The sequence below is a fragment of the Bacteroides sp. AF34-31BH genome, from assembly GCF_003602795.1.
In the GTDB taxonomy this organism is placed as follows: Bacteria; Bacteroidota; Bacteroidia; order Bacteroidales; family Bacteroidaceae; genus Bacteroides; species Bacteroides uniformis.
The window spans coordinates 43,287-57,242 of sequence record NZ_QTLV01000016.1 but is presented as its reverse complement, the minus strand read 5'-3'; the positions used below and the strand labels follow the sequence as shown (position 1 = coordinate 57,242).

Sequence of the window (13,956 nt, the reverse complement as noted above, 5' to 3'; positions counted from 1 at the left end):
TTTTCTTCCCTTTCTAAACTAAAACTATTTTTATTCATTATCGGAATAAAACGGGACAAATATAGAAAGAAAACTCAATTCGCCAATTAAGTTTCCTTTCTTATTGTTAACAGATTAATAATTATTATGTTTCTGGCAGATTTATTGGGAAGTTCCTAATAATCAAACTTTGTCCGGTTGAGGAAAGCGACTGTCTTATGGATTTCCTTATACATCACGATGTCTTCCTTCACAAAAGGGACTTCCTTGCGATATTCGTGCAGGAAACGCTCCAGAACGGGAGAAGTCTTTGCCGGACGGCGGAAGTCGATGCCTTGAGCGGCATTCATCAGTTCGATGGCAAGGATATGCTCCAGATTGTCCATAATGCGATAAAGCTTAGTAGCTGCATTGGCACCCATGCTGACATGGTCTTCCTGCCCGTTGGAGGAAACGATGGAGTCGCTGCTGGCGGCATAGCAGTACATCTTATTCTGGCTTACCATAGACGCGGCAGCATATTGCGGAATCATGAAACCGGAGTTCAGACCGGGATTGGCCACAAGGAATTCCGGAAGTCCACGCAGCCCCATGATAAGCTGGGCGATGCGCCGCTCGGATATATTGCCCAGCTCTGCCAGGGCAATGCCGAGAAAGTCGTAGGAAATGGCAAGCGGCTGGCCGTGGAAGTTACCGCCCGAGATGATACGGTCCTCATCGGGGAAGATGGTGGGATTGTCCGTCACAGAATTGATTTCCGTCAGCAGGACGGAAGCCACGTAACGGATGGCGTCTTTCGTGGCCCCATGCACCTGAGGGATGCAACGGAACGAATAAGGGTCTTGTACATGCTGCTTGGGACGGGCTATCAGCTCGCTGCCTTCCAATAGTTTGCGGAAGTTGGCACCTGTTTCTATCTGGCCCTTGTGTGGACGAATCTGCTGGATACAGTCCATAAACGGATCTATACGCCCGTCGAAAGCTTCCAGGGAGAGGGCGGCAATCAAGTCGGCTTTCTTGGAGAGACGGAAGGCTTTGAGAAGAGCAAAGACACCGTTGGCACTCATAAACTGGGTTCCGTTGAGTAATGCCAATCCCTCTTTACTCATCAGCTTCACCGGTTCCCAACCGAACTCGTCGAGCACACTGATAGCCTCGCGCTTCTTTCCTTTATAATAGACATCGCCCACACCGATAAGCGGCAGGAAGAGGTTGGCCAGAGGAGCCAGGTCGCCGGAGGCGCCCAGTGAGCCACGGTCATAAACGATAGGCATCACGTCGTTATTGAAGAAATCGAGGATGCGCTGCACGGTGATGACCTGCACACCGCTATGCCCCAAAGAGAGAGCATGCGCCTTGAGCAACATCATCAGTTTGATGATGACCGGGCGTATCTCCTCGCCCACACTGCAAGCATGGCTCTTGATGAGATTTTCCTGCAAGGTGCCCAGCTCGTCCGACGAAATGCTCTTACTGCACAACGAGCCGAAACCGGTGGTAATGCCATACAAGGGTTCTTCCGACTCCGCAATCTTCTTGTCCAGATAATCGCGGCACTTCTGTATCCGCAGCTTGGCTTCCGGAGCCAGCTCCAGTTTCAGATTTTCATTGATGATACGTTCGATGAGGTCGAAGGTCAACTCACCGGAACCTACATAATAGACATTGTTCATACTTTCAGCTCTTGATTGATTTCGTCCAACAATTCCTTTTCTTTCGCACAAGCCAAGTGTTCCAATTCGTCGGCTTCACTTTGGAGCTTGGACACAAACTCCTTGTCCTTCAGCGAACCCAGGTTGATGCGTACATTCATCAGTGCGCCCAGCACAGCCGAACGGGCAGACATCATGGCCACACAAGCATCCGTAACGGCATTGCGGTTGCCCAGGCGAGCTACATCCATGATAACCGTCATCAGCTCATACGCATTGCGTGCCACCTGCATGGGAACAAGGGCGGCAAACTTGGTAGCCGCCTGGATGGCAGTACTGCGCGCCGCCTTTTCCTCATCCGTAGCTTTCGGCATCTTGAAGCAGGCAAACACCTTGTCGTAGGCTTCAGAGTCGCGGTCTATATCTTCTACAAAAGCCCCCTTTTGCTGCAAGGCAACTCCGGAGATATGGCGCATCAGCTCTTCGTGAAGTTCATAACCTTTCTTACCGATGGTGAGGTTAGCAACCATAGCGGCAAGAGCAGAAGCAATAGCACCGTTCAAAGCGGCAATACTACCGCCACCGGGGACGGGATCGCTACCCGCCACTTTATTCAAAAATTCCTTTACTGTCAAATCAACTAACATGATATTAAATATTAAAGATTAAGGATTAAGAGGGGATATCAGCACTTCTTAAAGTACAGGATAAAGCACTCCCCCCTTTATGGTGGTATTGACACAATTCATACCTACATAATAAGGTAAAAAGTGATAATTATCCGTATTGAGCACTACGAAGTCTCCTTTCTTGCCCACCTCGATACTACCAATGCTGTCCGCACGGTTCAGAGCGGCCGCACCGTTCAAGGTCAGGGCAGTGATGGCCTCTTCAATACTCATTTTCATATAAATGCACGCCAAGGCAAATGTCAGGGGGATGGAGCCGGAGAAACAACTGCCCGGATTGAGGTCGGTGGCAAGGGCCACGGCACAACCAGCATCAATCATTTCGCGCCCACGAGCATAGGGTTCTTTCAAAGCAAAGGCTGTCAGCGGAAGAAGGGTCGCCACAACTCCCTTGTCGGCCATGGCGCGGATGTCCGCATCCGAAGCATGCAGCAGATGGTCGGCAGAGACGGCAGAAAGTTCAGCAGCCAGTCCGGCACCCCCTAATGGTACAATCTCGTCGGCATGGAGTTTCAAGGCAAGTCCCATTTCCTTGGCTGCCAGCAAAAGGCGACGGGACTGCTCGATGGAGAAAACGCCCTGCTCACAGAAGACATCGCAGAACTCTGCCAAATTATTATGAACCACTACGGGCATCACTTCGCGGATAATGTAGTCCACGTACTCGTCCGTCTGTCCGTTGTATTCTGCAGGCACAGCATGTGCACCGAGAAAAGTGGAGACAACGTCTACACGCTTGTGCTCGTCATTATTAAGGCTACGCATCACCCGAAGCTGCAGGAGCTCGGTTTCCTTGTCCAGACCGTAGCCGCTCTTTCCCTCTACGGTAGTCACTCCCATAGCACTCATCTGCTTCAGAAAGCCCTCCGCCTTGCTGCGCAGCTGGATGAAATTACATGCACGGGTAACTTTCACCGTACTCACGATGCCTCCTCCACGTTCCATGATGGACATGTAACTCTCTCCCTTCAAACGCCAGGAGAACTCCTCGGCACGCTCGCCACCAAACACAAAATGTGTGTGTGAGTCCACAAAGCCGGGTAGCAGACACTTGCCGCGGGCATTGTAATGCCAGTAGTGCTGATAATAGCCGTCACGCTCCTCTCCACGGTTAGGTCCGACGTAGGTGATGATGCCATCGGTCACTTCCACCGTAGCATTGTCGATGATGCTCAGTTGCTCCATCTCCTTGCCGCAACGGGCAGAAAAGCCGAGGGGGGTCACTACACGGGTATTGAATATAATAAGGTTTTCTGTCATAAAGCCTCTCTCCTAACCCCTCCCCCGTAGGGAGGGGAATTAAGTTAGTACTATTTAATTCGGTTACATTCGTGCTTCTAAGACTTGCTCCATGGAGAAGTTCTCCAATCCCAGATAGTAGGACGCTGTATCTATCAAGGCCTCCATCGGCACCAGACCGATAATCTCACTGCCCACAATACTGACACCGTAACGGCGGGCTTCCACACGCACCAGTTCGAAAGCACGGTAGAGGGCGGTGCGGGTATAGTCCGTCATGTTGATAGACACCTGCGTGATGCCGCGGTCTTTCAACTCCACTCCCATTGCCTTGCAATAACGCAGTCCGCCGCCGATGAAACGGATTTTCTTGGCAATGTCATGGGCTATCTCCAGACTGGGGGTATTGAGGTTGATGTTATAGGCCACCAAAGGCATGCGGGCACCGATAGCCACTGTGCCTGCGGTGGGATGACGTTCGGCCGGTCCGAAGTCGGGATGCCATTCCGGTTGCTTTATCTTCTCGGCCATACCTTCGAACTCCCCTTTACGGACAGCAGCCAAATTCTCCCGATGAGGGGCAGAAGCAGACTTTTCATATAAGAAGACGGGAAGACTGTAACGTTTTGCAACCTCCTTGCCCACTTCTTTGGAGAGGGCAACGGCTTCTTCCATCGTCACATTCCGGATGGGGATAAAAGGTACTACATCTACAGCACCCATACGAGGATGCTGTCCCTGATGGTGATTGAGGTCTATCAGCTCTACCGCCACGCCGATAGCTTCGAGCACAGCATCACGAAGCGGTTCCGGCTCGCCCACTACGGTCACCACAAGGCGGTTGTGGTCTTCATCGTTACTGTAATCCAACAGTTTCACACCTTGTTTGCCCCGAAAAGGAGCTACTATCTTATCTATCTTCTGCAAATCGCGCCCTTCGCTGAAATTGGGGACGCATTCCATAATCTTATTCATAATGCTCTTTAAAAAAAATATATATACTCTGATTTTTCAGACGCAGATGACGCGGATTCTTTTTATCGGAATACAGAGACGTCGGGATTCTTTTGAAAGAAAAAATCCGCGTTATCCGCGTCTAAAAAATGAAATCATCACTTTACTTACTCCTTCACCACTTTCTGCACCAACTTCTCATCAGCCACATACGGCATCGTGATATGATAGCCGTCTGCATGCGTACGGTTAAACTCCTCGCTCGTCTCCATGGCATGCGGATTGCGTGCCCACGAACGGCGGGCCACACCACCCATCACATCCCACAACATAGCGGAACGCAGGATTTCGTCTACCCGCTCACTGCCGTCGCACACCATGCCGAGACCGCCGTTGATGGCTTTTCCGATACCTACGCCACCTCCATTGTGCAAGGCCACCAAGCTCATGCCACGCGCACAGTTTCCAGCAAAACACTGCACCGCCATATCTGCCATGACATTACTGCCGTCCTTGATATTGGATGTTTCACGGAATGGAGAGTCTGTACCGCTGACATCGTGATGGTCGCGTCCCAACATAATGGGGCCGACCTCTCCCTTACGCACCATTTCATTGAAGCGCAAAGCTATATTCATACGTCCCACGGCATCCTGATAAAGAATACGAGCCTGCGTGCCTACCACCAAGTTGTTTTTCTCCGCATCACGAATCCAATTATAGTTATCCAAATCTTGCCCGCGACGTGTAGGGTCGATACATTCCATCGCCGCACGGTCGGTCTTCACCAAGTCTTCATGTTTTCCACTGAGGCACACCCAGCGGAACGGACCATAACCATAATCAAACAGTTCCGGTCCCATTATGTCTTCCACATAGCTGGGAAAGATGAAGCCGTTCTTATCATCTCCGTCCCGAGCAATTTCGCTCACGCCGGCATCGTAGACGGCTTTCATGAAGGAGTTCCCATAATCGAAGAAGTACGTGCCGTGTTCCACCAGCCTTTTTATAGCCTTGAAATGACGCTCCAAGGAAGCATCCACCAGACACCGGAACTTCGACGGATTCTCGTGCAGCATATGGGTACGCTGCCCAAACGTCAGTCCGGCGGGACAGTAACCGCCCTCATAGGTGGCATGGCAGGAAGTCTGGTCGGAAAGTAAATCTATGTGCAACTGCTTCTGCACCGCATATTCCAGCAAATCGACGACATTGCCGTGATAGGCCACAGAAACCGGGTGACACTCGTCCATAGCTTGTCGAGCCAGCGAGAAGGCTTCTTCCAGAGAATCCGTAACGTGTCCCACCCAACCCTGGGTATGGCGGGTTTCGATGCGGGAAGCATCCACCTCGGCAATGATTGCCGCCGCCCCTGCCATCTCGGCAGCTTTGGGCTGCGCACCGCTCATGCCTCCCAGACCGGAAGAAACAAACAAGCGTCCGCGTAAATCGCCGTCCTGCGGAATGCCCAGTTTCAGACGGCCTGCATTCAGCAACGTGTTGAACGTGCCGTGCACGATGCCCTGCGGACCGATGTACATCCAGCCGCCGGCAGTCATCTGCCCGTAGTTGGCAACGCCCATCTGCATAGCGGTGTGCCAGTCCTTCTGATTATCATAGAGCCCCACCATCAGCGCATTGGTAATGATGACACGGGGTGCCTCGGGCTTGGACTTGAAAAGCCCCAACGGATGCCCGCTTTCGATGACCAGTGTCTGTTCGCGCGTCAACACTTCGAGGTACTGCTTGATGAGCCGGTATTGCATCCAGTTCTGGCAGACCTGTCCCGTCTCACCATAGGTAACTAATTCATACGGATAAAGGGCGATGTCGAAACAAAGATTATTGTCAATCATCACCTGGAATGCCTTGCCTTCAATGCAGTTCCCCTTGTACTCGTCGATGGGTTTCGCTTTGAGGTCGCCCTGCGGGCGGTAGCGGTAGCCGTAGATACGACCGCGTGTACGCAACTCTTCCATGAACTCCGGGGCAAGGGTTTCGTGCAGTTCTTTGGGGATGTAGCGCAAAGCGTTCTTCAATGCCGTAGCCGTCTGCGCAGGGGTAAGGGTGTAGCCACGGTCGGGTGCCCGCCGGATGCCCTCGACAAAGGAAGGATAGGAAGGCAGTGTTTTACTTAAGGTTATCTCCATGTCCTATAAAGATTAAGGATTTACAAAGTGTCAGCCCACGAAGGCTATATTTGCCGCAATATAGAAATAAATCCCGATATTCGCAATGGAATGCCAGGATTATTTATCTTTTAGTCAGAAACCGACCAAAACACTTCGCCCGCCCCCCGCTGTTTGTTACAACGCTTTTATCAGAGATTATCCCAGAACCTGCAAACATTTCAGATGTTTTTGCCTCCACACACTACATTTTATCAAAATAATCTCTATATTTGTGAAACTCTTCCAAAAAAAGACGAGATAAAATCATTAAAAGCCAAAAGAATATAACTATGAAAAACTTACTATCAAGTATCATCCTGACAATCGGCATGCTTAGCTGTGCTAGTTGCACAGACCTTATGAAGGACGACGGTTCCAGAGGATTTGCCAACGTGGCCACCATCGTGGGAGATGCAGAAAACGGTTTCTACTGCTACCAGAGACACTATGCCGGTCTGGTTGTTTCGCACAGCAAGGAACTTGCCGGCAAGGAACGGGGTTACTTCAACTTTTATTACACAGAAGACGACTGGACCACCTCTACCAATGGCATGAAATATATCGACAATGCGCAGGTCTATACAATAGAGGCATACGAAACAGTTCATCCCCTCACCCAGGAGGAAGCGGATGCCGGACACATCACCGGCAATGAAAATTGTACTATTCCCCAATCATTGTCTATAGATTATGCCTCTTACGGCTATGTGGATTTACAGGCCGGATTCTCCACCTTCAACCACATAAACGGCGAAATCCACAACGGAGAAGTGAATCTGGTATACGACGCAACCAAGCAGGAACCGGACACGCTCAGACTGCAACTTTGCTACAATCCGCGCATTCCCGACGGATGGACAAAAACAAGCCATCACTTCCGTACCGTATCATGCGATATCTCTTCTCTATCTTCTCTCCAACAATGGAGCGATTCGCTGACCCTCGTCATTGATGACGGAAGCAAAAAGAAGCATCTGAGAAGAATGAGCCGGAACGACTTCTTGAAACCCAGCCCCGAGACTAAATAACCAAAATCAAAGCATTTTTTTCTTTATTCAGTCTTCGTTGGTTTTGGCATACCTCAAGAGTAGCTCTCCTCTTTTAAGAGTCAGACTGTCCTGCGTCAGTTTTTCTATTGTCAGCGTATCCGTAAAAGAAATATTCTGGTGATTGCCGATGCTGGTACCTGAAAGTAACAACCGGTTTCCTACTTTTTTCCATGCCTCATATTTCAAGGTGACCATGTTAATGGAAGAGGCGCTTCCGTCCCCATCAAGAACGAAACCTTGTTGCATACCGGACATTCCCGGAACCGGCTCCACCCAAGAGCCTTCAATGGAGGCATTGTTGCAAGCAGTCAAAGCAACCATGCCAAGAACAGCAGTTAAATCTCTCAATCTTTTCATGTCTCTTTTCTTTTTAAAACTATATTTCTAAACAAAGGAACTCTTGTATTTCCTCTATGTTCCTGCAAAAATAATGTTTTTACGGGAGCTTCCATATATTGAAGAGTCTTTTCACAAAACAAATTATGAATATTTATTTGGAAATTATTCAAGCTAGTATTACCTTTGCGCCGAAATTCAAAAAACGATATGAACCAGTACTTAACTACAACATACAATACGCGCAATGCTGCATGGGGCAACAAGACCTTATGCGGCCATTTCATAGTGCACGTACATTGGTTCAGCGGATTCATTTAACTACCCTGCAATTTACATTTTACTATTTTGCACTTCCCTTACCGAGAAAAGGAGGGAGAAATGCCGTGTATGGGGTTTCCATTCGGAAAAACCGGACTAACCTATGTATTCACCAAAAAGAAGAAGAAAACTTATGTTTACAATTATATCTATCATGTTTATAGGAATCGGTATCGGATACCTGATGCGTAACGTACAAATGTTGCAAAAAGTGGAGAAAAGCGCCTCGCTCACCATCTTACTGCTGCTCTTTGTACTCGGTGTATCCATCGGTTCCAACCGTCTGATTGTTGACAATCTGGGAAGATTCGGGTGGCAGGCCGCCGTACTGGCCTCACTGAGCATTACAGGCAGCATGTTGGCCTCACTGATGGTGTTTCACCTATTTTTCAAGAAAGGAGAGAAGAGATGAAGGGAAGTTTGACGGTTGTTGCATTTTTCTGTGCCGGCTGCCTAATGGGAGTAGCCAATGATTTTCAGTTCGACCTGCACGACTTATCCATGTATGTGCTCTATGCATTGATGTTCCAGGTGGGCATCGGCATCGGGAGCAACAAGAAACTGAAGGAGCTGGTCAAGAGCCTGCGGCCCAAAATGCTTTTGGTGCCGATGGCCACCATTGTGGGAACGCTGTTGTTCTCTGCCTTCGCCAGTCTGCTGTTGAGCCAATGGAGTGTGTTCGACTGCATGGCGGTGGGTAGCGGATTTGCTTATTATTCGCTTTCCTCCATTCTGATTACGCAATTCAAGGAACCTTCCATAGGCCTGCAACTCGCCACGGAGCTGGGCACCATCGCCCTGCTTGCCAATATCTTCCGTGAAATGATGGCTTTGCTGGGTGCACCGCTCATCCGGAAATATTTCGGCAAACTGGCACCTATATCGGCGGCAGGGGTCAATTCGATGGATGTACTTCTACCCTCCATCACCCAATATTCCGGAAAGGACGTGATTCCTATCGCTATATTCCACGGAATATTAATTGATATGAGTGTACCGGTATTCGTATCCTTCTTCTGCAATCTGTAAACAGCAGGCCGAAAAGAGGGAGATAAGGCCTCATTGTATTCATACTGTAACAACGTGAACAACAGCGACTTCTCACTGCAAAGTGAGTGCATGCATTTTGCAGTGCCACTGCATACCGTTTGCAGCATCACTGCATACCTATTTGCAGTGATACTGCAACTGCTTTGCAGCGCGACTGCAACGGGTTTGCAGTGACGCTGCAAAAGGTGTGCAGTGACTTTGCAGCCGGTCACCAAGCTACCGCATACTCGTAGTGGTCGAACTTAGGCTTGGTGCCTATGCCTACCGCTTTGAATACCCGGGCTATCCGCTGCTGTTCTTCGGGAGAGATAGGGCGCTCGCCCTTGCGGCAATGATAGTAATAGCGTTCGCAAGAGAAGCATCCCATCACGCGATGGCGCACGGTGAAAAGCAGCTTGGCGGGTACTTCGTCGAAAAGGCGTGTCATACCGCGGGCATAGTGCAGCTGCTCGCTGGAGCGGTAACGGGCACAGGTGGAGGACCCGGACAAGCTGCCGACATAAAAAGGATTCACCGCACGAACGGACTGTGGCTGGGGGCCTTCACTCTCGGACAACAGTTGTGCCGCTATCGCCCGCAGGCAGGAAGAGGCTTTGGGGCACTTTCCGTTACCCGCAAAGCAGTATTCGTACCCATCGGGCACGTCTTGCAATAATATCATCTTATTAATGATTAGTGATTAATGGACGGAGTGCACGCAGATACTTGCCGATGACCTCTGCCGACTCGCTTGTTTCTTTCTCGAATTCGGCGTGCAGTGTCGGGTATCCGGCAAGCAATTGCATCATTCGCTCACGTCCCACGAACTCGGACTTTCCGGTTTCGGGATTCAGTTCGTAATAGACGCGGGCATGCACCAGTCCCGAAGCATTGATGGCGTCTCCCACTTCACCGCCCAATCGTGTGGCATCATCGGGAGTCATGGTACTGGTGGCTGCTTGTCCCACAGGCTGTGCACAGAAGTAAACCTTGCCGCCGAGCCACATGGCAGGTGCATACCACTGCCCGAAGCGATAACGCTTATAGCGCATCTTACGGCAATTGACATAAAGCGAGGTATCTACCCGTACAGCATAACAACGGGACTTCAAATAACGGCAAAGACCGGGATTGTCGTCTACCGTAATACGATAATCGGCACCGCCCATGAGGTAAATCTGGTTCTTTGTACGCTTCTCAATCTTCAGTGTGGTAACCGTATCGCCACGGTTCTCCACCAACTCTTTCAGATTGGAATACATTACCTGTTGCGCCCCCACCGGCAAAACCGCCAGCAACATCAGAACGCCTGACAACCAACTCTTCTTCATATCCCAACCTCCTCTTTTCTGAAACTTTGTTTTAGTGAGCGAAAGGTACATTTTTTATCGGAAGTAGACAAAAAATCGCGGAAAAAACAATTGGAAATGTATATCTTTGCCTTAAACTTAACATGTATGGAGCAAATAAATACGATAGATAAAATCAGCGCCGTCTACCGCAACACGGCAGAAGAGGCAAGACAAGAACTGAATAAAGTACAACAGAAGATTTACCGCATCGGCAGCCTGCGCCTGCTGCTATTTGTGGCAGGAGTAGTAGGAATTATCTATTTCTGGAGCGAGAGCTGGGGTATACTGGCCTGCATTGCCCTCATCACCCTACTGCCGTTCCTATTTTTAATGAAATACCACAACCGGCTGTTCCATCGCAAGGACTATCTAGAAAAGAAGATGGAAATCAACGAGCAGGAACTCGCCGCTCTGGATTACGATACGTCTTCTTTCGATGACGGCGAAGCATACATCGACCCCACCCATCTCTACACCTATGATTTGGATGTTTTCGGTCCGCATTCCCTTTTCCAGTACATCAACCGTACCTGCACACAGCCCGGGAAACACCGCCTCGCCCACTGGCTGGGGAAACATCTCGAGAGAAAGGAAGAAATCATCCGCCGACAAGAAGCCGTCAGTGAACTGGCTCCGGAACTGAAATTCCGTCAGCGCTTCCGTATCCTCGGCCTGCTGTACAAAGGAAAAGCCGCCGATGAAACAGAACTGTGCCAATGGGCGGAAAGTCCGAGCATCTTCCGGAGCCGGAAATTACTGCGCCTCCTGCCGGTACTGGTGACGGGAGCCAACCTCATCTGCCTCGCACTCGTCATGGCAGGAATTCTGTCCGCAAGTATCTACGGCATCATCTGGACCTGCTTCGTCATCGCCGGCTTCGGCTTCACTGGCAAAGTCACCAAAATGCAGGCCATCTATGGCAAAAAACTGCAAATTCTCTCCACCTACGCCGCCCTGCTCCACCTCATGGAAAAGCAGCCTGCACAAGCCACCCTGCTCAAAGAGATAAAACAACAGATTGACGGAGAAAAACGGAAAGCCTCCCACTCCATCAGCAGGCTGAACAAGCTCATGGATGAACTCGACCAACGCAACAATGTCTTTATGTACGTCATTCTGAACGGCCTCTTCTTCTGGGAACTGCGTCAAATCATGCGCATTGAAGCCTGGAAAGAGCAATATGCCGCTGAACTGCCCGGGTGGCTCGATGCCATCGGACAAATGGATGCGCTCAACTCACTGGCAACATTTGCCTATAATCATCCGGACTATATTTACCCAAAGATAGTTCAAGCGGAAAGAAAGGGGAAAGGAAACCTAAATAAAGAAGAAGAAAGCAATTCTGAAACGGAAGCACCCATCAATGCCCCTTCCTCCTTCCGTCTCCGTGCCGAAGCCCTAGGCCATCCGCTGATGAACCGTGACCGCTGTGTCCGCAATGACATCGACATGGTGAAACGACCGTTTTTCATCATCGTCACCGGCGCCAACATGGCAGGGAAAAGCACCTATCTGCGTACGGTGGGCATCAATTACCTCCTTGCCTGCATCGGCGCCCCCGTCTGTGCCCGCCAAATGGAAATATGCCCGGCCCGGCTCATCACTAGCCTGCGTACCTCGGATTCACTGAACGACAACGAGTCCTACTTCTTTGCCGAACTCAAACGTCTGAAACTCATCATAGACAAGCTGCAGGCTGGTGAGGAGCTTTTCATCATCCTCGACGAAATTCTGAAAGGTACCAACTCCATGGACAAGCAGAAAGGCTCCTTTTCCCTTATCAAGCAATTCATGACTTTGCAGGCCAATGGCATCATTGCCACCCACGACCTGCTGCTGGGAACACTCATCGACCTCTTCCCCGATGACATCCGCAACTATCGCTTCGAAGCAGACATTACAGACAATGAACTGACCTTCTCCTACCGCTTGCGCCCAGGCATCGCCCAGAATATGAACGCCTGCTTCCTGATGAAAAAAATGGGGATTGCCGTTGCCGACTAATCCCCACCACAGTTAAAGTCAAGTCTAACTCTTTGACTGATTATGCTGTTTTACATTTCTCCAGGAAAGTAGATACTGCAACCGCATCGCTACCCGTATAGTAGCGTACGGAAGTTACCGGAGTATACGTGTAAGGCACAAACTGATACAACTGTACAGCCGCAAATTTATTGTCCTGCGAAATCATGACATCCATGCGCACATTTCCACTGCCGCTACTTTTTATTTCAGTCTCGCCATTCAGCTGTTCATTCTCAATCATATCTGTAAGTTTGCCCAAATATTTCAAATCGAAGAAAACACTGCGTTCCTTGGTCACACTGCCCGTCGGCAAATAGACCACTTCCTTCGATTTCCAAAACAGACGGAACACGCCAAGCAAGACGAATGCCGTACCCAGCACCATCAAAGCCATGCTGAGAGTGGAAGATTTATCACTCATCTCAAAAATGGATGCAAAAATAAAAACACCGACCAGCAGCATAGCTACTGAAAAGATAAGTCCTGAAACACTGGTACGCTTTACAATATCGGGATGTGAAGACGCAAAAAGAGTTGCGTCAATAGTTTGAGTTGCCATAATTATAATATGTTTTAATGAATTTATTAGAAATAGAAAATACAGTATTTCCCTGCAAAAACACATAGTCTGACCATACACAAGGGAAAAAGGAAAATTCAATAAAACACTAAATGAGAATACGCCTTAGTGTGAAAATGTAATATTCGCACACCGGCTGGCAACGATAATAGGCAGTGGCATCATAGAGTTTCTCACGATGCAGAGACAAAACAGCCGCTCGCTGGGCCAGTTTGTCAATCCAGTCCTTTAAAGAAAATATATATTCCGTGGTAGAAATACGCTGTATACGGGAGTACGTCAGCGAATGTAATTGTCCACCCATGCCCGCCAGCTCTGCATCCGGCAGATAAGGCAATTGAGGCATCGCAATATAGGCATCAGTCTGCTCATGTACGGCAATAGTATTCTCACTCACAACATTCCCACCACTCGCCGCTTTATTGGCAAATGTATCGCTTACAGTCTGCCATAAAGCCAATGCAAGCACCATGAATCCTATGAATCTTAAGAATTTAGCCATATCTATGTGCAAATATAACAGTTTCTTTCAGGAATTTGTTTAATGCACACATCTTTTAATGTTTCTTGGATGATTTAT

General features: G+C 49.3%; 14 protein-coding genes. 4 read left to right on the top strand and 10 right to left on the bottom strand.

The features are described 5' to 3' along the window. Positions 1-155: 155 nt before the first annotated feature. The 5 genes from hutH to DWZ67_RS18590 form a co-directional block, all read right to left on the bottom strand. Positions 156-1,652, bottom strand: a complete 1,497-nt coding sequence (hutH, locus tag DWZ67_RS18610) for a histidine ammonia-lyase (RefSeq protein WP_005825651.1) — start codon at positions 1,650-1,652, stop codon at positions 156-158. Further along, positions 1,649-2,278 carry a cyclodeaminase/cyclohydrolase family protein gene (locus DWZ67_RS18605; RefSeq protein ID WP_005825652.1) on the bottom strand — a complete coding sequence of 210 codons (630 nt, stop codon included), beginning with the start codon at positions 2,276-2,278 and terminating at the stop codon, positions 1,649-1,651. Before DWZ67_RS18605 ends, hutH begins: the two co-directional genes overlap by 4 nt. 48 nt (positions 2,279-2,326) lie before the next feature. Further along, positions 2,327-3,580: an imidazolonepropionase gene (hutI, locus tag DWZ67_RS18600; protein WP_117719914.1), complete on the bottom strand. Its 1,254-nt coding sequence runs from the start codon at positions 3,578-3,580 to the stop codon at positions 2,327-2,329. Between the two features lie 63 nt (positions 3,581-3,643). Beyond that, positions 3,644-4,534, bottom strand: a complete 891-nt coding sequence (gene ftcD / locus DWZ67_RS18595) for a glutamate formimidoyltransferase (RefSeq protein WP_120139483.1) — start codon at positions 4,532-4,534, stop codon at positions 3,644-3,646. A gap of 146 nt (positions 4,535-4,680) precedes the next feature. Beyond that, positions 4,681-6,663: a urocanate hydratase gene (locus tag DWZ67_RS18590; protein WP_120139482.1), complete on the bottom strand. Its 1,983-nt coding sequence runs from the start codon at positions 6,661-6,663 to the stop codon at positions 4,681-4,683. A gap of 311 nt (positions 6,664-6,974) precedes the next feature. On the opposite strand from DWZ67_RS18590, the gene DWZ67_RS18585 reads away from it, so the two are divergent. Then, positions 6,975-7,712: a hypothetical protein gene (locus DWZ67_RS18585; RefSeq protein ID WP_016271991.1), complete on the top strand. Its 738-nt coding sequence runs from the start codon at positions 6,975-6,977 to the stop codon at positions 7,710-7,712. 27 nt (positions 7,713-7,739) lie between these two features. Here DWZ67_RS18585 and DWZ67_RS18580 read toward each other — a convergent pair whose 3' ends face one another. Then, entirely contained in the window at positions 7,740-8,090 is a 351-nt protein-coding gene (locus tag DWZ67_RS18580) for a lipocalin family protein (RefSeq protein ID WP_120139481.1), read from the bottom strand. A gap of 433 nt (positions 8,091-8,523) precedes the next feature. Here DWZ67_RS18580 and DWZ67_RS18570 point away from each other — a divergent pair, with 433 nt between their 5' ends. Next, positions 8,524-8,802 (top strand): LysO family transporter, encoded by a 279-nt coding sequence (locus tag DWZ67_RS18570; protein WP_005825664.1) that lies wholly within the window; start codon positions 8,524-8,526, stop codon positions 8,800-8,802. Next, positions 8,799-9,419 (top strand): lysine exporter LysO family protein, encoded by a 621-nt coding sequence (locus DWZ67_RS18565; protein ID WP_005825665.1) that lies wholly within the window; start codon positions 8,799-8,801, stop codon positions 9,417-9,419. Before DWZ67_RS18570 ends, DWZ67_RS18565 begins: the two co-directional genes overlap by 4 nt. Before the next feature lie 229 nt (positions 9,420-9,648). Here the strand turns inward: DWZ67_RS18565 and DWZ67_RS18560 are convergent, their stop codons facing one another. Then, entirely contained in the window at positions 9,649-10,101 is a 453-nt protein-coding gene (locus DWZ67_RS18560; RefSeq protein WP_057281920.1) for a DUF6078 family protein, read from the bottom strand. A 4-nt stretch (positions 10,102-10,105) separates the two neighbouring features. Next, positions 10,106-10,750 (bottom strand): DUF6563 family protein, encoded by a 645-nt coding sequence (locus DWZ67_RS18555; protein ID WP_034529315.1) that lies wholly within the window; start codon positions 10,748-10,750, stop codon positions 10,106-10,108. A gap of 126 nt (positions 10,751-10,876) precedes the next feature. Between DWZ67_RS18555 and DWZ67_RS18550 the strand changes: the two genes are divergently transcribed. Continuing rightward, entirely contained in the window at positions 10,877-12,775 is a 1,899-nt protein-coding gene (locus tag DWZ67_RS18550) for a MutS family DNA mismatch repair protein (protein ID WP_117588578.1), read from the top strand. 40 nt (positions 12,776-12,815) lie between these two features. Here the strand turns inward: DWZ67_RS18550 and DWZ67_RS18545 are convergent, their stop codons facing one another. Both DWZ67_RS18545 and DWZ67_RS18540 read right to left on the bottom strand, forming a co-directional pair. Next, positions 12,816-13,355 carry a hypothetical protein gene (locus DWZ67_RS18545; RefSeq protein ID WP_005833536.1) on the bottom strand — a complete coding sequence of 180 codons (540 nt, stop codon included), beginning with the start codon at positions 13,353-13,355 and terminating at the stop codon, positions 12,816-12,818. A gap of 109 nt (positions 13,356-13,464) precedes the next feature. After that, positions 13,465-13,878 (bottom strand): hypothetical protein, encoded by a 414-nt coding sequence (locus tag DWZ67_RS18540; RefSeq protein WP_005825677.1) that lies wholly within the window; start codon positions 13,876-13,878, stop codon positions 13,465-13,467. Positions 13,879-13,956 lie beyond the last annotated feature (78 nt).